General features: G+C 63.1%; 24 protein-coding genes and 4 tRNA genes. 12 read left to right on the top strand and 16 right to left on the bottom strand.

Annotation, left to right across the window (positions count from 1 at the left end):
* The first annotated feature begins 121 nt into the window (after window positions 1-121).
* Together NCS28_RS03370 and NCS28_RS03365 are read left to right on the top strand one after the other, a co-directional pair.
* A tRNA-Arg gene (locus tag NCS28_RS03370) sits at window positions 122-198 on the top strand.
* A gap of 100 nt (window positions 199-298) precedes the next feature.
* Window positions 299-375: transfer RNA gene (locus NCS28_RS03365), tRNA-Arg, on the top strand.
* A 67-nt stretch (window positions 376-442) separates the two neighbouring features.
* Here NCS28_RS03365 and NCS28_RS03360 read toward each other — a convergent pair.
* The 5 genes from NCS28_RS03360 to NCS28_RS03340 form a co-directional block, all read right to left on the bottom strand.
* Window positions 443-934 (bottom strand): phage protein NinX family protein, encoded by a 492-nt coding sequence (locus tag NCS28_RS03360; protein WP_250512465.1) that lies wholly within the window; start codon window positions 932-934, stop codon window positions 443-445.
* A 62-nt stretch (window positions 935-996) separates the two neighbouring features.
* A complete protein-coding gene (locus NCS28_RS03355) occupies window positions 997-3,393 on the bottom strand; it encodes a RelA/SpoT family protein (RefSeq protein WP_250512464.1) in 2,397 nt (798 codons plus the stop codon).
* Window positions 3,394-3,465: 72 nt separating this feature from the next.
* Window positions 3,466-3,669 carry a DNA-directed RNA polymerase subunit omega gene (gene rpoZ, locus NCS28_RS03350; protein WP_006999799.1) on the bottom strand — a complete coding sequence of 68 codons (204 nt, stop codon included), beginning with the start codon at window positions 3,667-3,669 and terminating at the stop codon, window positions 3,466-3,468.
* A gap of 69 nt (window positions 3,670-3,738) precedes the next feature.
* Window positions 3,739-4,413, bottom strand: a complete 675-nt coding sequence (gene gmk, locus NCS28_RS03345) for a guanylate kinase (RefSeq protein ID WP_250512463.1) — start codon at window positions 4,411-4,413, stop codon at window positions 3,739-3,741.
* 9 nt (window positions 4,414-4,422) lie between these two features.
* A complete protein-coding gene (locus NCS28_RS03340) occupies window positions 4,423-5,373 on the bottom strand; it encodes a YicC/YloC family endoribonuclease (protein ID WP_250512462.1) in 951 nt (316 codons plus the stop codon).
* Window positions 5,374-5,614: 241 nt separating this feature from the next.
* On the opposite strand from NCS28_RS03340, the gene rph reads away from it, so the two are divergent.
* The 6 genes from rph to NCS28_RS03310 all read left to right on the top strand — a co-directional run bounded on the left by rph (window position 5,615) and on the right by NCS28_RS03310 (window position 10,320).
* On the top strand, window positions 5,615-6,373 hold the full coding sequence (gene rph / locus NCS28_RS03335; RefSeq protein WP_250512461.1) for a ribonuclease PH: 759 nt from the start codon (window positions 5,615-5,617) through the stop codon (window positions 6,371-6,373).
* The gene (rdgB, locus tag NCS28_RS03330) at window positions 6,366-6,983 is read left to right on the top strand and encodes an RdgB/HAM1 family non-canonical purine NTP pyrophosphatase (protein ID WP_250512460.1); all 618 of its coding nucleotides are present in this window, start codon (window positions 6,366-6,368) and stop codon (window positions 6,981-6,983) included. Before rph ends, rdgB begins: the two co-directional genes overlap by 8 nt.
* Window positions 6,980-8,203: a radical SAM family heme chaperone HemW gene (gene hemW, locus NCS28_RS03325; RefSeq protein WP_250512459.1), complete on the top strand. Its 1,224-nt coding sequence runs from the start codon at window positions 6,980-6,982 to the stop codon at window positions 8,201-8,203. The genes rdgB and hemW overlap by 4 nt, the downstream gene beginning before the upstream one ends.
* An 11-nt stretch (window positions 8,204-8,214) precedes the next feature.
* Window positions 8,215-9,423: an MFS transporter gene (locus tag NCS28_RS03320; RefSeq protein WP_250513047.1), complete on the top strand. Its 1,209-nt coding sequence runs from the start codon at window positions 8,215-8,217 to the stop codon at window positions 9,421-9,423.
* Window positions 9,424-9,468: 45 nt separating this feature from the next.
* Window positions 9,469-9,558: transfer RNA gene (locus NCS28_RS03315), tRNA-Ser, on the top strand.
* A gap of 444 nt (window positions 9,559-10,002) precedes the next feature.
* On the top strand, window positions 10,003-10,320 hold the full coding sequence (locus NCS28_RS03310) for a hypothetical protein (protein WP_250512458.1): 318 nt from the start codon (window positions 10,003-10,005) through the stop codon (window positions 10,318-10,320).
* 2 nt (window positions 10,321-10,322) lie between these two features.
* On the opposite strand, the gene NCS28_RS03305 is transcribed toward NCS28_RS03310, so the two are convergent.
* Together NCS28_RS03305 and NCS28_RS03300 are read right to left on the bottom strand one after the other, a co-directional pair.
* Window positions 10,323-10,493, bottom strand: coding sequence for a hypothetical protein (locus tag NCS28_RS03305; RefSeq protein ID WP_250512457.1), 171 nt, complete (start codon window positions 10,491-10,493; stop codon window positions 10,323-10,325).
* A gap of 62 nt (window positions 10,494-10,555) precedes the next feature.
* Window positions 10,556-10,714 carry a hypothetical protein gene (locus NCS28_RS03300; RefSeq protein WP_250512456.1) on the bottom strand — a complete coding sequence of 53 codons (159 nt, stop codon included), beginning with the start codon at window positions 10,712-10,714 and terminating at the stop codon, window positions 10,556-10,558.
* A 140-nt stretch (window positions 10,715-10,854) separates the two neighbouring features.
* Here NCS28_RS03300 and NCS28_RS03295 point away from each other — a divergent pair, with 140 nt between their 5' ends.
* Together NCS28_RS03295 and NCS28_RS03290 are read left to right on the top strand one after the other, a co-directional pair.
* Window positions 10,855-11,337 (top strand): TonB family protein, encoded by a 483-nt coding sequence (locus NCS28_RS03295; protein WP_250512455.1) that lies wholly within the window; start codon window positions 10,855-10,857, stop codon window positions 11,335-11,337.
* Window positions 11,338-11,640: 303 nt separating this feature from the next.
* Complete coding sequence (locus NCS28_RS03290) at window positions 11,641-12,945, top strand: MFS transporter (RefSeq protein WP_250512454.1); 1,305 nt, start codon at window positions 11,641-11,643, stop codon at window positions 12,943-12,945.
* Window positions 12,946-12,964: 19 nt separating this feature from the next.
* Here the strand turns inward: NCS28_RS03290 and NCS28_RS03285 are convergent, their stop codons facing one another.
* Entirely contained in the window at window positions 12,965-14,149 is a 1,185-nt protein-coding gene (locus tag NCS28_RS03285; RefSeq protein ID WP_250512453.1) for an OpgC domain-containing protein, read from the bottom strand.
* Window positions 14,150-14,410: 261 nt separating this feature from the next.
* Here NCS28_RS03285 and NCS28_RS03280 point away from each other — a divergent pair, with 261 nt between their 5' ends.
* A complete protein-coding gene (locus NCS28_RS03280; protein WP_250512452.1) occupies window positions 14,411-14,590 on the top strand; it encodes a hypothetical protein in 180 nt (59 codons plus the stop codon).
* A 431-nt stretch (window positions 14,591-15,021) separates the two neighbouring features.
* Here NCS28_RS03280 and NCS28_RS03275 read toward each other — a convergent pair whose 3' ends face one another.
* The 6 genes from NCS28_RS03275 to map form a co-directional block, all read right to left on the bottom strand.
* Window positions 15,022-15,333 (bottom strand): YXWGXW repeat-containing protein, encoded by a 312-nt coding sequence (locus tag NCS28_RS03275; protein WP_250512451.1) that lies wholly within the window; start codon window positions 15,331-15,333, stop codon window positions 15,022-15,024.
* A gap of 312 nt (window positions 15,334-15,645) precedes the next feature.
* Window positions 15,646-15,900, bottom strand: coding sequence for a cell division topological specificity factor MinE (gene minE / locus NCS28_RS03270; RefSeq protein ID WP_006999197.1), 255 nt, complete (start codon window positions 15,898-15,900; stop codon window positions 15,646-15,648).
* A 9-nt stretch (window positions 15,901-15,909) separates the two neighbouring features.
* Window positions 15,910-16,725, bottom strand: coding sequence for a septum site-determining protein MinD (gene minD, locus NCS28_RS03265; protein WP_250512450.1), 816 nt, complete (start codon window positions 16,723-16,725; stop codon window positions 15,910-15,912).
* 87 nt (window positions 16,726-16,812) lie between these two features.
* Complete coding sequence (minC, locus tag NCS28_RS03260; protein WP_250512449.1) at window positions 16,813-17,598, bottom strand: septum site-determining protein MinC; 786 nt, start codon at window positions 17,596-17,598, stop codon at window positions 16,813-16,815.
* A gap of 154 nt (window positions 17,599-17,752) precedes the next feature.
* Complete coding sequence (locus tag NCS28_RS03255) at window positions 17,753-18,277, bottom strand: GNAT family N-acetyltransferase (RefSeq protein WP_250512448.1); 525 nt, start codon at window positions 18,275-18,277, stop codon at window positions 17,753-17,755.
* Between the two features lie 160 nt (window positions 18,278-18,437).
* On the bottom strand, window positions 18,438-19,220 hold the full coding sequence (map, locus tag NCS28_RS03250) for a type I methionyl aminopeptidase (RefSeq protein WP_250512447.1): 783 nt from the start codon (window positions 19,218-19,220) through the stop codon (window positions 18,438-18,440).
* Between the two features lie 247 nt (window positions 19,221-19,467).
* On the opposite strand from map, the gene NCS28_RS03245 reads away from it, so the two are divergent.
* Window positions 19,468-19,818, top strand: coding sequence for a hypothetical protein (locus tag NCS28_RS03245; protein WP_250512446.1), 351 nt, complete (start codon window positions 19,468-19,470; stop codon window positions 19,816-19,818).
* A gap of 89 nt (window positions 19,819-19,907) precedes the next feature.
* Here NCS28_RS03245 and NCS28_RS03240 read toward each other — a convergent pair.
* Both NCS28_RS03240 and serS read right to left on the bottom strand, forming a co-directional pair.
* Window positions 19,908-19,998 (bottom strand) — tRNA-Ser (locus NCS28_RS03240).
* Window positions 19,999-20,099: 101 nt separating this feature from the next.
* A complete protein-coding gene (gene serS, locus NCS28_RS03235; protein WP_250512445.1) occupies window positions 20,100-21,398 on the bottom strand; it encodes a serine--tRNA ligase in 1,299 nt (432 codons plus the stop codon).
* Between the last annotated feature and the right edge of the window lie 62 nt (window positions 21,399-21,460).

Genomic DNA, 21,460 nt, shown 5'->3' with positions numbered 1-21,460 from the left:
AGACATCAACTTACCACGCCGGAAGCCCCTTTCGCCGAACGTCCGCTGATCGAAAATTCGATGCTTTGGTCAAAACCCCTTCCATTTCGGAATAGGCTTGGCTATAATTCCGCTTCTGCGTGCGGCTGTAGCTCAGTTGGATAGAGTACTTGGCTACGAACCAAGGGGTCGTGGGTTCGAATCCTGCCAGCCGCGCCACCTATTTTGATGTTTTCACGTTCGGCGTTCGCGCCGCTCGATGAAAAGATCAAGCGCTTAACCAAAAGCGCAGTGCAGTTCAAGCAGTACCGTTTTGCGTGCGGCTGTAGCTCAGTTGGATAGAGTACTTGGCTACGAACCAAGGGGTCGTGGGTTCGAATCCTGCCAGCCGCGCCATCTTTCGAAGGGCCTTCCATAGGGAAGGCGCTTTTTGTTTGTCGCGAGCCTCGGGCGTCGCCTATTTCTATTGACGCGGCACCGAGCCGATATCGCCGATATGCAATTCCGGCCTCGGCACGTCTTCCACCGACACCGACGCACTCGACTCCCCAATCGCTTCGGCCCGCACCCCAAGCAAAGCCTGCGAACGGCGCGGAAATTCGTCGTCGACGGTATCGCCGAACGTGTGCCGCACGAAGGCGCGCAGCAATGCGATGCGCAACGACGCGCCCCGTCCTTCCACCGGCTTGCCATCCTTGCCGAAACTCACGGTGCAGATCACCTCGCCGCGCCCGTGATCATGCATTTCGAGTTTGCAGGCCCGCTCTAGAACGACGGCGGCCGCCTCCCATGAAGTCGACGGCAGGAAACGTCCGTCCCAAGGCTTGCCGCGGTCGTTGCCGCGTATGGAGAGCGTCTCTCCACTGTCGGTGAAATGAATCTCTCGGATGAATTCGTGCAGTCCGCGCGCGACCCAATAGTCGAGCGTGGCGCCTTCGAGGTCGGAAGTGTTCATTGCGGCGCTCTCTCCTGTTCGTCGATCGACGACAGGCATGCACGCCGCGTACCCGCGCCGCGTCAGTAGTCGGCGCGCTCGCGGTCGATGCGCATGCCGCCGTCCTGATTACGGTGATGCGGTTCGTCGCTCGGACGCTCGCGCGCGATGCGCATCACGTCCGGATTGGTGCGCACGCGGCGCATGACGTTCGCCAGATGCACGCGGTCGCTCACCTGAATCACGAAGCGCAGCATCTTGGCTTCCTGTGACACGTCTTCGTCCATAGCGATATGCACGATGTTCGCGTCGGCCGACGTGATATCCGCCGCCACGCGCGCGAAGACGCCCTTCGTGTTCTTCACGAGCACCTTCACGGCGACATCGAAGAGACGTCCCGGCTGCGGCGCCCACGCGACATCGATCCAGCGGCCTGGATCGCGCCGATGAATCCGTTGCGCGACACGGCATTCAGTCGTGTGAATCGCCATGCCGAGCCCGATGCCGATGTAGCCCATGATGTCGTCGCCGGGAATCGGGCGGCAGCACGGCGACAACTGCACCGACATGCCTTCCGTGCCCGTGATGACCACCGGCGGCGCCGTATTGGTATTGTGATGCTCGCGATGCGGATGATCTTCGTCGTCGGCGATGCCGTTCATCAACACTTCGATGCGCTTCGCCATCACGGCCGCCACGCGCCGGCCGAGACCGATATCGGCGAAAATTTCCTGCCGTGTCTTGTTGCCGGTCCACTGCACGAGCCTCTCCCACACTTCCGGCGTGACGTCCGACAGCGCGAGGCCGTAACCCTTGAGACTCTGATCGACGAGCCGCTCGCCCAGCTGGACGGACTCGTTCAGGCGCATCGTCTTCAGATAGTGACGGATTGCCGAGCGCGCCTTGCCGGTCCGCACGAAGCCGAGCCACGCGGGATTCGGCTTCGAATACGGCGCGGTGATCACTTCGACGATATCGCCGCTCTTCAGCTCCGTGCGCAGCGGCAGGAGCTCGTTGTTGATCTTCACCGCGACGCACTGGTTGCCGAGGTCGCTGTGGATCGAATACGCGAAGTCGAGCGCGGTCGCGCCACGCGGCAGCGGCATGATCTTCGACTTCGGCGTGAATACGTAGACGGCGTCCGGGAACAGGTCGATTTTGACGTGTTCGAGGAATTCACTCGAATCGCCCGCTTCGCTTTGAATGTCGAGCAGCGATTTGAGCCACTGATGCGCGCGCTTCTGGACATCGTTCAGATCCGCGCCGCCGTTCTTGTAGAGCCAGTGCGCCGCGACGCCCGCCTCGGCGATCTCGTGCATCTTGCGCGTGCGGATCTGGAACTCGATCGGCGCGCCGAACGGACCGACCAGCGTGGTATGCAGGGACTGATAGCCGTTCACCTTCGGAATGGCGATGTAGTCCTTGAACTTGCCCGGTACGGGTTTGTAGAGCGCATGCAGCGCGCCGATGCACGTATAGCATTCCAGCGCGCTCTCGACGACGACGCGAAAACCGTAGACATCGAGGACCTGCGAGAACGACAACTGCTTGTCGCGCATCTTCTTGTAGATGCTGAAGATCGTTTTCTCGCGGCCAGTGACTTCCGCGTTGATCTTGGCATCGGCGATGGTGCGCTGCACGGTTTCCAGAATCTTGCCGACCACTTCACGCCGATTCCCGCGTGCGGCTTTCACTGCTTTTTCGAGCGTCGCGTACCGGTTCGGATTGAAGTTCGCAAACGACAGATCCTGCAGTTCGCGATAGGTGTTGTTGAGGCCGAGCCGATGTGCGATGGGCGCGTAGATATCCAGCGTCTCGCGCGCCACGCGCCTGCGCTTCTCCGGCGGCACCGCGCCGAGCGTGCGCATGTTGTGCAGCCGGTCGGCGAGCTTGACGAGAATGACGCGCACGTCGCGCGCCATCGCGAGCAGCATCTTGCGGAAGTTTTCCGCCTGCGCTTCCTCGCGATTGCGAAACTCCATCTTGTCCAGTTTGGACAAGCCATCGACCAGTTCCGCGACCTTCGCACCGAAGCGCTCCGCTATCTCGGTCTTGGTGACGCCCTGGTCTTCGATCACGTCGTGCAGCAAGGCCGCCATGATCGATTGCGCGTCGAGCTTCCAGCCCGCGCAGATTTCCGCGACCGCGACCGGATGCGTGATGTACGGCTCACCGCTCTGGCGATACTGCCCGAGATGCGCTTCGTCGCTGAAATGGAAAGCCGCCTTGACTTCCTTGATCTCTTCCGGGGTGATGTAGCTCGCGAGCGCGTTCGTCAGCTTCGCGATGGAAACGACGTCGTGCTTGCGCGGCTGCTCCGGCGTGGCGGTCGGGCCGAACAGATGGCGGAAGGACTGTTCGAGGACCGCGTCGATGTACTTGCGCGCCGCATGCGGCTTGTCCGCATCGAGCAGGGAATCCTGATCGATTTCGAGGTCGGGGTCCACGGCGGCGGAGATGGGCAACGGTGTCTGACTCATCTTCCCCTCCGTGGTGATGTGACGCGCTGGGTCTTCGGTTGCAAAAAATGAAACCGTGCGGAACGGCAGCCCTTAGACGGGCACCTTCTTCAACATTTCGATGCCAACCTGGCCCGCGGCGATCTCGCGCAGCGCGACGACGGTCGGCTTGTCGCGGCTCTCGATTTTCGGCGTGTGGCCCTGCGCGAGCTGGCGCGCGCGATACGTTGCCGCAAGCGCGAGCTCGAAGCGATTCGGGATTTGTTTCAGGCAGTCTTCGACGGTGATGCGGGCCATGTTTGCTTCCTTCTCAATATGGGTTTTATTCTACCTTATGTGACCGGACGATCCGGCCACTGCAGTGCGTCACGCTTGCGGCGTGGAGTGGATGCCGAGGTCCACGAAGAGCTGCGTATTGCGCGCGTATTGCGACGTGAAGCGCAGGCGCGTCGCGGCAACGAGACAGCGCAGTTCGGTGAGCGCGCGATCGAAATTCTCGTTGATGACGACATACTCCGCTTCCGATGCGTGCGCCATCTCGCTGCCGGCCGCGAGCAGGCGTCGCACGATCACTTTTTCGGAATCCTGGCCGCGTTTCTTGAGGCGGTCTTCGAGCGCATCGAGCGACGGCGGCAGAATGAAAATTTCCACCGCGTTGCGAAACTGCTTCTTCACCTGCTGCGCGCCCTGCCAGTCGATCTCCAGCAGCACGTCGTGGCCCTGCTTCATCTGCTCCGCGATCCACAGCTTCGACGTCGCATAGTAGTTGCCGTGCACTTCGGCGCTTTCGAGAAACTCCCCCTTTTCGCGCCGCTCCATGAATTCGTCGACGGACACGAAGTGATATTGCACGCCGTTGGTTTCCTTCGAACGCGCTTCACGTGTCGTGTACGAAACCGACAGCAGAATCTCCGGATCCTCGGCGAGCAGCGCGTTCACGAGCGTCGACTTGCCCGCGCCCGAAGGCGCGACGACCATGAACAGATTGCCGGGATAGATGCCCGTGTAGTGGCTGTGCGAGCGGTGTGTGGTATTCGGCATGATGTTGCGTTACTCCAGATTCTGTACTTGCTCGCGCATTTGCTCGATGAGCAGCTTGAGCGTCATCGATGCGTCGGCGAGTTCCTTCGCGGCCGCCTTCGAGCCGAGCGTGTTCGCTTCGCGGTTCAACTCCTGCATCATGAAGTCGAGCCGTTTGCCGACCTTGCCGCCCTTTTGCAGCACGTGGCGCGTCTCGGCAAGGTGCGCCGTGAGACGCTGCAATTCTTCGGCGATGTCGATGCGAATGCCGTACATCGTCACTTCCTGGCGGATGCGTTCGGCGATCTCCTCGCGCGGCACGCTCGTCGCGACCGTCGTGCCGCCTTCGCTGGTCGCGATGCCGAGCGCGTCCTGCAGACGCTCGACGATCTTCTGCTGATGCTTCGCGATGAGCTCCGGCACGAGCGGCGTGATGCGCGCGACGATCGCTTCCATCTCCGTCACGTTGTCGATGAGCACGCGGCCGAGCGCCGCGCCTTCACGCGCGCGCACTTCGATGAGATCGGCGATCGCCTGCTTGCCGCACGCGAGCACCGCTTCACGCAACGTGTCCTGCGACACCGCGCTTTCCGCGAGCACGCCGGGCCAGCGCAGGATTTCGCCGGTGCGCATGCGCTCGGCGTCGTGGAAGACGTCGAGCACGGCGCGCTCGAGCGTGGCGAGCTGCGTGAGCGCCTCGCGATTGAGCGCGCCCGCGTTTGCAGTCTGCTCGACGCGGTTCAGGTTGATGCGGATATCGACCTTGCCGCGCGAGAGCTTGGTCATCAGCATTTCGCGCAGTTGCGGCTCGGTCGCGCGCACGTCTTCGGGCATGCGGAAATTCAGATCGAGAAAGCGCGAATTCACCGTGCGCAATTCCACCGATACACCGACGCCCGAACCGCCCGCGCCATTGGGTCCCGCGCCATCCGCGACGACTTCGCGCGTCGCGCTGGCATAGCCTGTCATGCTGTAGATCATGGTACGTCCCGCGATGTGCGCCTCCATTGCGAAGGCCGGTTCAACGAAACGCCCGGCGCTCTCGAAGTGCTTTGGGATGGGCACGCGTCTGGCCGCCGGGCGAGGAATCCGCATTATCCCATTTTTGCCGCGCAGCCCGCCCGGACGGCGGGCCCGGAGCCGCGACGCGCCCGCAACGCCGGCAAGTGAATGACGATAAAATCGCTGGGTTCGCTGGTTCCACTCTTTTCTCTCGATACCCATGACCGACTCTCCCCTGCTCAAGCCTTCTCCCCCGCGCCCGAGCGGCCGCCGCGCGAACCAGTTGCGCGACGTGCGCATCACGCGCAATTACACGAGGCACGCGGAAGGCTCGGTGCTCGTCGAATTCGGCGATACCAAGGTGATCTGCACAGCGAGCGTCGCCGAGCGCGTGCCCGAGTTTCTGCGCGGACGCGAGCAAGGCTGGCTCACCGCCGAATACGGCATGCTGCCGCGCGCGACGCACACGCGCAGCGACCGCGAAGCGGCGCGCGGCAAGCAGACGGGCCGCACGCAGGAGATTCAGCGGCTGATCGGCCGCGCGCTGCGCTCGGTGTTCGATCTGAACGCGCTCGGCGCACGCACGCTGCATATCGATTGCGACGTGATCCAGGCCGACGGCGGCACGCGCACGGCGAGCATCACGGGCGCGTTCGTTGCCGCGCACGATGCGATCGGCAAACTGCTCGCGGCGGGCAAGATCGCGAAGACGCCGGTCAAGGACTTCGTCGCGGCGATTTCGGTGGGTATCTTCGAAGGCTCGCCCGTGCTCGATCTCGACTACGACGAAGACTCCAAGTGCGACACCGACATGAACGTCGTGATGACGGGCACGGGCGGTTTCGTCGAAGTGCAGGGCACGGCTGAAGGCGCGCCCTTCACGCGCGAAGAGATGAACGAGCTGATCGCGCTCGCCGACAGCGGCATCCGCGCGCTGATCCTGAAGCAAAAGGAAGCATTGGGGATTCAAGGTGTCTGACGCACGGGGTCTGGGCCGCGTGGTGCTCGCGTCGAACAACGCGGGCAAGCTGCGCGAATTCGCATCGCTGCTGGATGCGGCGGGCATCGAACTGATCGCGCAAGGCGAGCTCGGCGTGCCCGAAGCGCCGGAGCCGCACGTGACCTTCGTCGAGAATGCGCTGGCGAAGGCGCGGCATGCATCGGCGCTCACCGGCCTGCCCGCGCTCGCCGACGACTCCGGCCTGTGCGTGCGCGCGCTCAACGGCGCGCCGGGCGTGTATTCGGCGCGCTATGCGTCGCTGAACGGCGGCGAGAAAAGCGATGCCGCGAACAACGCGCGCCTCGTCGCCGATCTCGCCGGGCAAACCGATCGCCGCGCGTACTACTTTTGCGTGCTCGTCCTCGTGCGTCACGCGGACGATCCCGAGCCGCTCATCGCGGAAGGCCGCTGGCATGGCGAAGTGATCGACGTCCCGCGCGGCGCAAACGGCTTCGGCTACGATCCGCACTTCTTTCTGCCGACGCTCGACGCGAGCGCCGCCGAGCTCGATCCGGCGCGCAAGAACGCGCTGAGCCATCGCGCGCTCGCACTGCGTGAGCTGCTGCAACGATTGAAGGAACTTGCGTGAGCGCCGGACCGAAGACCATCAACGTGGTGCAGGCTTTCACGTCGCCGGGAAGCATCCGGCTGACGTCGTTGCCGCCGCTCTCGCTGTACGTGCATTTCCCGTGGTGCGTGCGCAAATGTCCCTACTGCGACTTCAACTCGCATGAATGGAAGGACGACACGTTTCCCGAGGACCGTTACCTCGACGCCTTGCGCGCCGATCTCGAAAGCGCGTTGCCGCTCGTGTGGGGACGGCAGGTGCATACGATCTTCATCGGCGGCGGCACGCCCTCGCTGTTGTCGGCGAAAGGTCTGGACCGGCTTCTTTCCGATGCGCGCGCGTTGCTGCCAATCGACGCCGACGCGGAGATCACGCTCGAAGCGAACCCCGGCACGTTCGAAGCCGCGAAATTCGCGTCGTTCCGAGCGAGCGGCGTGAACCGTCTGTCGATCGGCATCCAGAGCTTCAACGAAGCGCATCTAAGGGCGCTCGGCCGCATCCACGACGCGACGCAGGCGCGCAAAGCCGTCGAGATCGCCGCGAAGCACTTCGACAACTTCAATCTCGATCTGATGTTCGCGCTGCCGCAGCAATCGCTCGACGAATGCCGGCATGACATCGACACGGCCATTTCCTTCGCGCCGCCGCATCTGTCGCTGTATCACCTGACGATGGAGCCGAACACGCTCTTCGCCAAATACCCCCCCGCCCTGCCCGACGACGACGCTTCCGCCGACATGCAGGACTGGATTCACGAACGCACGCGCGACGCCGGCTACGGGCGATACGAAGTGTCGGCGTATGCGAAGCCGCATCGGCAGAGCCGGCACAATCTGAACTACTGGCGCTTCGGCGACTATCTCGGCATCGGCGCGGGCGCGCATACGAAGTTGTCGTTTCCGTCGAAGATCCTGCGTCAGGCGCGCTTCAAGCATCCGGCGACGTACATGGATCACGCGCTCTCGTCCACCGAGACCGCGATTCAGGAAGAACGCAATGTCGGTCCGCGCGACCTGCCGTTCGAATTCATGTTGAATACGCTGCGCCTCGTCGAAGGCTTTCCGGTGCATGCGTTCGTCGAGCGCACGGGCCTGTCGCTGTCCGCGATCGAGCCCGCGCTCGTCGAGGCGGAGCGGCGCGGGCTCATCACGCGCGATATCGAGCGCATTGCGCCGACCGAACTCGGCCAGCGCTTTCTCAACGATCTGCAGGAGCTGTTCTTGAAGGATCCGCAAAATTGAGCGCGCCGACGATGGCGCGGGACTCGGTGATGCGGCATCGCCCGTTTGCGCTCTTCTGGACCGCGCGGGTGATGTCGTCGGTCGCGTTTCAGATGATGTCGGTCGCGATCGGATGGCAGGTTTATTCGATCACGCATAGCGCTTATGCGCTCGGTCTCGTCGGCCTTGCGCAGTTCCTGCCGATGTTCGTGCTGACCCTCGTCGTCGGGCACGTTGCGGATCGTTACGACAGACGCACGATCGCGTACGTGTGCCAGTCGATCGAGGGCATCGCCGCGCTCGTGCTGTGTCTCGGCGCATGGCACGGCTGGCACGATGTCGCGCCGATCTACGCGATCGCCGCCATCACGGGCGCGGCGCGCGCGTTCGAATCGCCTTCGATGGCCGCGCTTTTGCCGAATCTCGTCGCGCGCAATCAGTTGCAGCATGCGAGCGCGTGGTCGACCTCCGCGAACCAGACGGCGCAGATCCTCGGTCCCGCGATGGGCGGCGTGCTCTACGGGCTCGGCGCGCTGACGGTGTACGGCGCGGTGACCGTTGCGTTTCTCGTCGCGGCGTGCGCGGTGGCCGCCATCAAGATCGACGAAGCCGTGCGCATGCGCGCGCCGTTGTCGCTGGAGGCGCTCTTTTCCGGCATCGGCTTCATTCGCGGCAAGCCGGTGATTCTGGGCGCGCTGTCGCTCGATCTCTTCGCGGTGCTGCTCGGCGGCGCGACCGCCCTTCTGCCGGTGTATGCGCGCGACATCCTGCACACCGGGCCGTGGGGACTCGGGGTTCTGCGCGCGGCGCCCGCTGTCGGCGCGCTCGCTGGATCGATCTGGCTCGCGCATTTCCCGCTGCGGCAGCGCGCGGGCGATGCGCTCTTCGGCGGCGTGATCGCGTTCGGCATCGCGACCATCGTGTTCGGGCTGTCGCGCAGTATCTATGTGTCGCTCATCGCGCTCGCGGCGCTGGGGGCATCGGATGTAATCAGCGTCGTCGTGCGCATGTCGCTCGTGCAGTTGCAGACGCCCGATGAAATGCGCGGGCGCGTCGGCGCGATCAATTCGCTGTTCATCGGAACGTCGAACCAGCTCGGAGAGTTCGAATCGGGGATGACGGCGGGATTGTTCGGTGCGGTGCCCGCGGTGCTGATCGGCGGAATCGGCACGATCGTCGTCGCGATTGTGTGGATGCGCCTTTTCCCGGCGCTCAAGGCGACGAAATCGCTCGAAGGATGAGCGTTTCTCCACGACGATGAGTTGCGCTACAATACGCGCCTTGCTGGAGGTGTGGCCGAGCGGTTTAAGGCACCGGTCTTGAAAACCGGCGAAGGAGCGATCCTTCCGTGAGTTCGAATCTCACCGCCTCCGCCAGAGAATCGAAGAAAGCCTCGTAAGTTTGAAAGCTTACGGGGCTTTGTTGTTTCATGCGGCGACAGATAAGCACCAGTGCCGATTTTTACGCCCGTGGCGCTGCCGAGCACGTTGCTCGCAGCAAATGCGCAACGTCGCATTCCTTCGTTTCGACATCCTCACGGTCAGCAGTAAAACCCGTCACGGTGTACTCCGAAATTCAGACGATACGCCTATCCCACGTACCCCCAGCCACGTATCTTGGTCTTGCCTCCTTGGACCGAGTTTCCCCATCTCGGTCGAGGGGGTTTCAATGGGTATGGAAGGATTGGGCCTCGCACTGAGCGAGGCCCTTTTTTCTCGGTCCATCAAAATGCAACCCCGCACTTTGCAGAAAATCCATGTGAACACAATGGCTCGCACGCCATCTAACCGCCTCATCGATAACAACGCGGAGAACCGCCCATGAAGTCAGGCCGCATCATGCCCATCCTCTTTGGCTGCATCGCCGCCGTGAGCTTGCCCGCGCTGGCCCAGCCGCAACCCAACGCACAATGGCGCGCGACCGAAGCAACGCTCTTCGATTTGATTCAAAACGGTTATGGGATCGTCGCAGTGACGAGCGTCGCCGCACGCAACTCGGGTCTACCTGAAGACACCTACGTGCTTCAGAAAAACAACAGCCTCTATCGCTGCGTGGAAACGCGCGCGGCGGAAACGGGAACGGTCCGTTCCACCGCGCCGGTGCGCTGCGCTGAACTCGTCAAGCCATACATCGACTGAAATCAGTTGTCGTCCGACCTGACAGGCGGACGAACATGCGGAACCGGCTCCGCCTTGGCCGCATCCGCTTTAGGATCGGCACGTTTCGATTCGCTCTTCGAATGCGCCGCCGTAGTCGGCTGCTGCTGCCGTGCGGGCGCGCCCGACGGTGCAGGATGGTTCTTGCGTGACATGGCTTTCTCCCGGAACTCGGGGACATCCCCTAACTACCATAGCACTGCCTCATCGAGGCCGCTCAGCCGACAGGCGCTTCGCCCTCGCCCGACTGCTTGCCCGGTCTGTCGTTCGGGGCTTGCTTGCGATCTTCGTCGTCGCGCTCCGGCAACTTGCTTTTCTCGTTGTCGCTGTGTTCGGCAGTCTTGCCGTCTTCCGGCTGATTCGTGTCGCTGTTCATGGCGCCCTCCTCCAGTGTTTTCGAATGAAGTCATCGTGAGCAAATCCCGCGCCCGAGCGCGCGCTAGCGCACGCATTTCTTCCGCTCACGGCCTTTGCAGCGACTACCATTTAAGTACCGCCCGTTCGCCATTGCCCGCGATGTCCGCGTCACGTTCCTGCTGTATCACGCTTGCGCTCGTCGGCACGTTGGCGACGATGAGCGCCTGCACGATCACGCCGCCGCCGAGCGTCGTGGCCGCGCGCGCCGCCGCGCCGTCCGTTTCCGGTCAGACGCTCGACGAGTACAAGGCACGCATCGCCCAGCGCATCTTCGAGCGCAATCCGTCGCTGGTGCTGAAGGGCACGCCACAGGCGATGCTGCGCTCGTTCGTGCTCGTGTCGTTCACGGTGGATCGTGGCGGGCGGCTCGTCGACTCATCGGTGTATCGGACCAATGGCGACGACGAAGCCGAAGCCACCGCGCTCGCCTCGCTGCGCCGCGCGTCGCCGCTGCCCGCGCCGCCCGTGCGTCTCCTGAACGGCAAAGGTCAACTGGAGCTTTTCGAAGGCTGGATGTTCAACGACAACGGCCAGTTCCAGTTGCAAACGTCGCACTCGCCACAGGCGACGACCATCGATTGATTGGCGCCCGGCGCGCACGCTCGTTATAATTTTCGGCACCCCTGCCGGACCCGCTTCTGGCGCGGCCTTCGCCTCGCGCCCATCCCGCGCGTCGCGCGAAGCGCCTGAGCGCAGCCCATCTGCGCCGCGACATCGTGCGCTACTCGCGCGCACCGTCAAGCGTGGCTTTCCTGCCATCGCACCGCAATTCCTACAAAAAGCTGACGCGCGCCGGGCGACGAATTCGCTCGTCATTTCGATCGCTCTAGCCCCGCGATGCGCGCGACAATGCTTCGCACCAACGCACAAGACAACGGAGACGACATGTCCTCACCCTCGCTTTCCGCCGCCAAGCCCGGCGACGGATCCCAAAGCGCTTCTCGCGTTATTTTCGCGAGCTTCATCGGCACCGCGATCGAGTTCTACGACTTCTATGTCTATGCGACCGCCGCCGCGCTCGTCATCGGACCGGTGTTCTTTCCGCACGATTCACCCGCCGCGCAGGCGCTATCCGCATTCGTCACGTTCGGCATCGCATTCTTCGCGCGGCCGATCGGCTCGTTTCTCTTCGGTCACTTCGGCGACCGGATCGGCCGCAAATCCACGCTCGTCGCCTCGCTGCTCGTGATGGGCGTCTCGACGACGCTCATCGGCTTCGTGCCCGGCTACGATTCGATCGGCAGCCTCGCGCCGATCCTGCTGTGCGTCCTGCGCTTCGGGCAGGGCATCGGCCTCGGTGGCGAATGGGGCGGCGCCGCGCTGCTCGCGACCGAATACGCGCCGAAAGGCAAGCGCGGTCTCTTCGGCATGTTTCCGCAGCTCGGACCGTCGATCGGCTTTCTCGCGTCGAACGGCCTCTTCTTCGGTCTCGCGCTTTCTCTCTCCGACGAGCAGTTCCGCAGCTGGGGCTGGCGCGTGCCGTTCATCGTGAGCGCCGTGCTGGTCGCGCTCGGTCTCTACGTGCGCCTGAAGATCGCGGAGACGCCTGCATTTCGCGCGGCCGTCGAGCGCGAGGAGCGCGTGAAGGTGCCCGTCGCGACGCTGCTGTCCAGCCATCTCGTGCCGACGCTGCTCGGCGCGTTCGCGATGGTCGTCTGCTACACGCTCTTCTATATCTCGACGGTGTTCTCGCTGTCCTACGGCGTCGCCAAGCTGCATTTCGCGCGCGAGACTTTTCTTGGGCTCCTGTGCTTCGCCGTGCTGTTCATGGCTATCGCCACGCCGATCTCCGCCATCGCGAGCGACCGCTTCGGCCGCAAGCCCGTGTTGATCGTCGGGTGCCTGCTGGCGATCCTGTCCGGCTTCGCCATGGCCCCGCTCCTCGGCAGCGGCGACACGGTCCAGGTCGCGCTCTTCCTCACCATCGAGTTGTTCCTGATGGGTGTGACCTTCGCGCCGATGGGCGCCCTGCTGCCCGAGCTTTTCCCGACCAACGTGCGTTACACCGGCGCGGGCGTTGCGTACAACTTGGGCGGAATTCTGGGTGCGTCGGTGGCGCCGTATATCGCGCAACTGCTCGCCAATCGCGGCGGGCTGACATGGGTGGGCGGCTATGTGTCGGCGGCGGCGGCGGTGAGCCTCATCGCGGTGCTGTGCATGCGCGAGACGCGCAACATTACGCTGGAATGAGAGCGGGCAACCGGCGCGTCTAGCGATCGCGCGGGTTCGTGACGTGGGCAGGCACCGGCCTGCCCTTGATGACCGGAATGCGCGGCGCCGGCCGTTCGACGCTCTTCGCGCGCGCCGCCTTCGCCGCCTTGCGGTCGGCCCAGAAGCGCGCAAGCAAGAGCAGACTCGCGATGGCAATGCTATCGGCGATGAGCCCCAGAATCCAGTGCGACGGATAGCGCCCGAGCCCGAGCACGCCCATCGCGCGCAGCGCCGAATCCAGCACGAGCGATACGCCCGTTCCCGCGATGAAGCACACGAGCCCTTGCTGGCCGATCGTCACGATGCCGGGCAGCTTGCGCGCGAGCTTGCCGACCCATCCCGCATACACGCCGCGCGCGACGATCCACGCAATCGCCGCAAAACTCACGATGCGCAGCGTCGCGAGGTTCTGCTTCATGTATCCCGGCGGCGCCTGGGTTTCGAGGAAGAGCTTGTAGAACGCGAAGGTCAGCGCAATGGCGATCGCGCTCGCTGTCAGCCAGCGCGCGGCCCGGCCGGCGTGGAATTCGTCGCTGATCGGCTGGACGCGCGAAAGAATGCCGGTCATGAACATCAGCTGCCAGGCGAACGGGTTGAACGACCACGCTTCGCCGTACGTGCCCGGCAAGAAGCGCAAGAGCGGCATGGCCGCGAGCCACACGAGCAGGCTGCCGAACATCGCGATGACGGGCTTCTTCTGCGCGAGCGGAACGATCACCGGCACGGCGAGCGCGAACACCGAGTACATCGGCAACACCGCGGAAAGATAGGGCTGCTGACGCAGCAATGCGATATCGACGGTCAGGCCGAACGGTCGCGTGAGAAAGCTCGGCCATTCGGTGTACTGGACCATCGGCGTATCGACTTTCAGCGCCATCAAAAGCGCGCCGCCGATCAGCATGAGAAACGCGGTGAACAGATACGCGCGGTAGATTTCCCAGCTGCGTTTGAAAAAGCGTCGACGGGCCGCTGAATCGCTACGGCGAGTCGCAAGCGCCGTATAAGCCGCCGCCGACGCATAACCTCCAAGAAACACGAATACTTCCGCGGAATCGCAGAATGCATATTGATGCAACGTAAAGCGCGATAGCACGCTTCCCGTTATGTGGTCCACCGCGATAATGAGCAGCACGATTCCTCGAAAGAAATCGACTTCGAGAGAACGTGTCGTCAAGGAAGTCATCTGGCGAATGCTCCACAGACTTGCGGTTCTACGCGGCGCCGAAACTGGCCTCGCGCATATACGGGGTTTGTACCTAGTCTAGAAAGAAAATTCCCTGAATCAACGAGTATTTAAATTAACACTCGATGGCAGTCGGCAAGCTGGCGGCAAAATGACTTTTTTGTCCGCTTTCCAGTAAATATGTCGCTGCCTATACTCGAAACAAATTGGACAAAAACGATTCGCGGGAAATCGTTGCCGCGAGTCCGAACGGAGAACGCAATGCGCATTCATTTGCAGAGTGCCCATCTCGTCGCGATCATCGCCATCGCACTGGTGACCGCGCTGCTGCTCGCGGTGAAATTCCGTCCCGCGACATGGCGAGGCGTGTTGTTCGAGGCGGTCGTCGCGAACGTGGGTGCGTTTGCGGCGGTGCTGGCTTTCGAAGCGCTGACTGCCTGAAATGCTGCGCCCGGCTTCGCAGACCGGGCCTACAGAAAAATTTCAAATCGATTGAACTTTCGAGCGAATGTCCGCTCTGAGCAGATAATGCGGTTCGTGCGGCTCGCCTGGCGGGCTGTACTGACGGCTCACCTCTCCTCTCCGTTCCTGCTTATAGCGGGAGCGTTTCTTGGGCGCCCGGCGAAAGCCTCGCGCCTGTTCTTTTTTCAGCCCCCGCACGCGAAGCGACGCCGCTGCCGATCGACTGATCGCAGCGAGCATGCCGGGCCGGCCGCCGCTGCGTTCCGTATCGTCGTCAGGCCGTCAATACACGTACACGTGCGCCGGCCGATACGCGTAATGATGCTCCGGCACGACGATGCAACCGGCAAGCGCATCGGCGAGCACGACAGCCATGAGGACCATCAGCAGCCTCTTCATCGCGCGCCCCTTCACGCCCAATGCGCCGGGACCCAGCGATACTGCGCGCCGTGTCCGACCCATTCGCCCGGCACCCATCGATGACCGACGCGCTCGGCTTCCCAATGACCGCCGACCCACACGTATCGGCCATGCTCCCAGTTCCAGTGACCGCGATCCCAGACATAGCCCGCGCGGGCCGGCGGTGCAGCCTCGAAGCGCGGCGCGGGCGGCGCACTCGGCGCGACGATCACGACTTCGGCGGCAGACGCAGCCGTCACGGTGATCGCGCCGGCGATGACCAGCGCGGTTCGGGCAAGCAGCGTACGGAGGGATGTTTTCATGGTGGACCTCTTCTTCTTTCGAGACATTAAACGCCGTATGGCGCGGATCGATGCAACCGGCGACTCAGCACCGCCGATACGCATTCAATGCGCGAGGCCGTCAGAAGGAGGACAAACCGCGTATTACGACGACACCCCATGTGCAACCGAATATTGATGAAAGGCGCGCAGCCGTCGAACGAATTGCACGCGCAAACGATAGCGCGCAAAAACAAAAGCCAGGATCACCCGATCCTGGCTCTGCATTTTTCCCGCGGCGCTCGGGCGGCCCGAGCCGACGCGATACCGCGCGCAAGCGCTACGCGTCAAGCGTTATGCCTGCGGAATCTCGATCTTCACTTCCAGCACTTCGAGGTCGTCCTGACGTTCGAGGCTCACTCGAATATCGTCATCGGAAATCTTCACGTACTTCGAAATCACGGCAACAAGTTCTCGTTGCAACGCCGGCAGATAATCGGCGGCGGCTTTGCCACCCGCGCGCTCGTGCGCAATGATCAACTGCAAGCGTTCCTTCGCGACCGAAGCGGACTTTCTTTTCTCGCCCAGCAAAAACGAAAGAATCGACATTGCGTCCCCTTACTTGGTGCCGAAGATGCGTTGCAGCAGACCGGGCTTGTGATAGTCGGTGAAGCGCAGCGCCGCTTCTTCCCCGAGGAAGCGCGACACCACGTCCTTGTATGATTCGGCGACATCCGTGCCATCCAGATGCACTGCCGGCAAGCCCTGATTCGATGCATGCAGCACCGCTTCCGATTCAGGAATCACGCCGATCAGTTCGATGCGCAGGATTTCCTGGATGTCGGAGAGCGACAGCATTTCGCCCTCGCTCACACGCTTCGGGTTGTAGCGCGTGATGAGCAGATGTTCCTTGACGGGTTCCTTGCCTTCGATCGCGCGCTTCGTCTTCGACGAAAGGATGCCCAGGATGCGGTCCGAGTCGCGCACGGAAGACACTTCCGGGTTCGTCACGATGAGCGCTTCGTCGGCGAAGTGCATCGCCATCAGCGCGCCGGATTCGATGCCCGCCGGTGAATCGCAGACGATGTACTCGAAATCCATCTTGATCAGCTCGTTGATGACCTTCTCGACGCCTTCGAGCGTGAGCGCGTCTTTATCGCGCGTCTGCGACGCCGGCAGGATGTACAGGTTCTCGCACTTCTTGTCCTTGATGAGCGCCTGATGCAGATTGGCTTCGCCCTGAATGACGTTGATCAGGTCGTACACCACGCGGCGTTCGCAACCCATGATGAGGTCGAGATTGCGCAGACCGACGTCGAAGTCGATCACGGCCGTCTTGTGGCCGCGCAATGCGAGCGCCGATGCGAAGCTCGCGCTGGTGGTCGTCTTGCCGACGCCGCCCTTCCCCGAAGTCACCACAATGATTTTTGCCATACAAGTACCTTGTGTTCGTCAATAGGTCCGCTCGCGTTGCTTTCGGGCGCGCGCCGGGGCATCGGGCGCGCGAGTCGATCCAACCCGTCAGGTCAGCCGCAGCGGTTCGATCATGAGTTTTTCTTCGTTCAGCCAGATTTGCACGGGCTTGCTGAGCACGTCGGCCGGCAACGGGTTCTCGGTCGTCCGATAGATGCCCGCGATCGAGATGAGTTCCGGCTCGAGACAGGTGCAGAAGATCCGCGCGTCGAGATTGCCGTGCACGCCCGCGAGCGCACGGCCGCGCAACGGCGCATAGATATGGATATTGCCTTCCGCGATCACTTCGGCGCCGTACGACACGAGCCCGAGCACGATCAGATCGCCCTTCGCGTAGACCTGCTGGCCCGAGCGCAGCGGCCGGTCGATGATGGTCGCGGGCGCGGGCAGCGACGCGGGGGCCGGCTCCTTCGCGACGGCCGCTTCGATCACGGCTGCGGCTTCGGTGTTCGGCTTCGCCTCGTCGACGGAAGGCTTCGGCGCGCCGCGCCGGTCGCGCGCTTCGAGAATCGGCAGGCCGCCTTCGTTCGCCCATTGAATCGCCCACGTTTGCGCGGGCAGCGCGACGATGCCGATCGGGCGCATGCGCACGCTCTTCAGCAGTGTTTCGAGTTCGGCGAGCGACACGCGCTCGCCCTCGCCGCCCTTCGCGGCATCAGCGATACGGCGCACGTCGATCGCGACGACATCGCCTGCGAAGAATTCGGGAGTTGCTTCGAAGCGCCGCGTGAGTTCGGTACGCAGGGCGTCGAGGTCGGGAGTCTTGACGACGAAGAGAAGCGTGTCGACGGAGCCGCTGCGCAGTTCGAAGAAGGGCGTTTTGTTGAGCGACATAGGAACGGCCAAAATTTTTGCGTATTTTACAGGCGTTGCCGCACACGGCCATAATTTTTAGGACCGATTTCAGCTATCGAAAACGAGAAGTGAGCGCCGCGCGTGCGCACGATGGGCGCGCGTGCAACGCCGATGCAGCGCAAACTAACGCAAGTTAGGCGTACTGTCCGGTGGGCATATGGCGCACGAAGAGCGACTCGGCTTCTTCTTCGTGAGACGGCATGGCGCGACGATCGCCGGTGGGACCGAAACCGAGTCGCTCGTAGAAGCGCACCGCGGTCCGGTTCTCCGCGGAAATCCACGCATGCACCTCGGCGACGCCCTGCCCGACGAGCCATTGCGACGCGACGTTCACGAGCAACTCGCCGCCGCGCAGATGCCGCACCGCCGGCGCGACCCACAGCGCGCTCACGAACGCGCGCGCGCTCGGCGCCTCTTCGATGTACGCGTGCACGAGACCGCAGGGATGACCTTCCGTGTAGAGCAGAAACGTCGCGAGCCGGGCAGAATTCGCGTGCAGCGCAGCGGTGTCGTCGAACAAGGACGGATCGACGAGCAGCGCATCTTCCAGCGTTTCGCCGAATGCATACGGCGCTTCGCGCAGCGATGCCGTGCGAAGCTCGCGCAAAACCGATCCTTGCTGCGCGGCGATGCGGCTGACGGTCAATGAGGGACTCATGCGGGCTATTTCTCTCTGGCTCTCTGGCTCATGCGCGTGCGGCTCTCTTGGCCGGTCCGGCGCGCGGGCCGTGGACATAGCTTCAACCGAACGGGCGAACCCGTCAATTCCTAAATCCGGGAAAGTGCTTTACAGCGCACACGATCAGGCGAACGCGCGCTCATGGCGCTGCATAGCTTCCCGTGCCGTCCGGCCACGGCGTGAGCACTTCGAAGCCGTCGTCGGTGACGGCGACCATGTGTTCCCATTGTGCGGAAAGCGAGCGATCCTTCGTCGTCACGGTCCAGCCATCGCGCGACTGCTGCGTGGCGGCGCGGCCCGCGTTGATCATCGGCTCGATGGTGAAGACGAGACCCGGCTTCAGGCGCAGGCCCGCGCCGCGCTGGCCGTAATGCAGCACTTGCGGGTCTTCGTGATACACGCGGCCGATGCCGTGGCCGCAATACTCGCGCACCACAGAAAAGCCCTCGCGATGCGCGACGCTCTGGATCGCTGCGCCGACATCGCCGAGCGTCGCGCCCGGGCGCACTTCTCGCATGCCGGCGACCATCGCTTCGTAGGTCGTTTCCGTAAGGCGGCGCGCTTCGGCGCTCGGGGTGCCGGCGCAGTACATGCGGCTCGTGTCGCCGTAGTAGCCGTCCTTGATGATCGCGACATCGATGTTGATGATGTCGCCGTCCTTCAGTTCTTTCGGCCCGGGAATGCCGTGGCACACGACGTGATTCACCGAGGTGCAGACCGTCTTCGGGAAGCCCATATAGCCGACGTTGGCGGGAATGGCCTTCAGTTCGTCGACGATGAAGCGATTGCAGATGGCGTCGAGTTCGTCGGTGGTGACGCCCGGGCGGACGTGTTCGGCGATCATCGCGAGGACTTCGGCGGCCATGCGGCCGGAGATGCGCAACTTTTCGATGTCGGCGGGTGTCTTGAGCGTGATGGCCATTGAGCAATGCGATGGGTTCGTGCCGCCTCGCGTGTGCGTTTTCACCGGCGTTCGAGACGGCCGCCGCGCGAGGACAATGGGCCCGATGATAGCACTCCCGCGCACGGCCGCCGCTTGCAGAGCCGCGCGGGCAGTGCATTTCGAGGCTTCGGACGCGTTCCTTGCGACGCGCCGCGAGCGTCGTTCGCCCTTGTGATGAAAGCGCGTTTGTGTTTTAGTGGCCCGTTTTCGAACCTGCCGGAGTGTTATGAACGTGTATCGATTTGCACTGATTTGCGCCGTGCTGTCGGGCGTCGCCGCCCTCGCCGCCTGCAGTTCGACGAGCGGTCCCGAGTTGCGCGCGTCGAAGCCCGTGATTCATGTTTCGTCGGCGCGGCCCGCGTCGGATATATCGAGTTGTTTGCAGCGCATGATTCCCTCCGCGCAAACGCGGCGCGATCAAGGGACGACGGAGGTGCTGGTCGGCTCGAATGCGTGGCTCGTGACGCTGACGCCTTCGGCGTATGGATCGATCGTGAAGGTGCAGCAGTCGTCGAGCGACGATGGCGGCGTGCCCGAACCGGAGCTGCGCTTCGATATCGCACGGTGTACGACTTGAGGCATCGCGCCGCTCGATGAACGGAGCTTCATCGCGGCGCCCCAAAAGCAAAACCCCGCAGTCTTGCGACTTGCGGGGTTTTAGTGTCTTGGCGGAGAGGGTGGGATTCGAACCCACGGTACGGGAAAACCGTACGCCTGATTTCGAGTCAGGTACATTCGACCACTCTGCCACCTCTCCGTCTACCCTTTCGGGTCTTCGTGAACCGGTCGTTGCTCAACGAAGAACGAAAGTATATCGAACTCTTTCGCGGTTTCCAAGAGCCGTTTTGAAAATAAACGTCACTCCGTCGGCGAAACTTCGATTCTTTCCGCGCCACGCATATATGGACGCAACACCGCCGGAATCGTCACCGAACCGTCCGCGTTCTGGAAATTTTCCAGCACCGCGACGAGCGTGCGTCCGACCGCCAGCCCCGAACCGTTCAGCGTATGCACGAACTCCGGCTTGCCCTGCGCATTGCGGAAACGCGCCTGCATGCGACGCGCCTGGAACGCCTCGGTATTCGAGCAGCTCGAAATCTCGCGATACGTGTTCTGCGCCGGCAGCCACACTTCGAGATCGAACGTCTTCGCGGCCGAAAAACCCATATCGCCCGTGCACAGCGTAATCACGCGATACGGCAGTTCCAGCTTCTGAAGGATCGCCTCCGCCTGCCCGACCATCTCGTCGAGCGCGGAATAAGAATGTTCGGGCGACACGATCTGCACCATCTCGACCTTGTCGAACTGATGCTGGCGAATCAGGCCGCGCGTATCGCGCCCGTACGAGCCAGCCTCCGAACGGAAGCACGGCGAATGCGCCGTGAGCTTCACGGGCAGTGCGCCGGCTTCGAGGATGCTGTCGCGCACCGTGTTCGTCAGCGAGATCTCCGAGGTCGAGATCAGATACTGCGTGATGGTGTTTTCATCGCCGCCCTTCTCGACGCGGAACATGTCGTCGGCGAACTTGGGCAACTGGCCCGTGCCGTAGAGAATCTCCGGATTCACGATATACGGCGTGTACGCCTCGGTATAGCCGTGCTGCTCCGTGTGCGTGTCGATCATGAACTGAGCGAGCGCGCGATGCAGCCGCGCAATCGGCCCGCGCAGCAGCGTGAAACGCGCGCCCGAGAGCTTCGCGCCGGTTTCGAAATCGAGTCCGAGCGGCGCGCCGACATCGACGTGATCCTTGACTTCGAAGTCGAACGAACGCGGCGCGCCCCAGCGCCGCACTTCGACGTTCTGCGTCTCGTCGTTGCCGACCGGCACGCTCTCGTGCGGCAGATTCGGCACCGTCAACATCAGGTCCGATAGACGCTTCTGGATATCGTCCAGCTTCGCCGCCGATTCCTTCATCGTGTCGCCGATGCCGCCCACTTCCGCCATCACCGCGGACGTGTCCTCGCCGCGGCCCTTCATCGCGCCGATCTGTTTCGACAGGCTGTTGCGGCGCGCCTGCAGTTCTTCGGTGCGCGTCTGGATCTCGCGGCGCTCGGCTTCGAGCGCGGCGAAGGCGGCGACGTCGAGCGTGTAGCCTCGATCGGCGAGGCGCTTCGCAACGCCGTCCAGGTCTTTGCGGAGGGTTTGGATGTCGAGCATGGCGGGGGCAGCTTTGTTAAGTAATCGGAAATGCCGATTTTAGCGCACGGCCATTGCGCGCC

Source organism: Caballeronia sp. INDeC2, assembly GCF_023631325.1.
GTDB lineage: Bacteria > Pseudomonadota > Gammaproteobacteria > Burkholderiales > Burkholderiaceae > Caballeronia.
The sequence above is the reverse complement of the archived record's forward strand: the minus strand, read 5'-3'. Positions and strand labels throughout refer to the sequence as shown.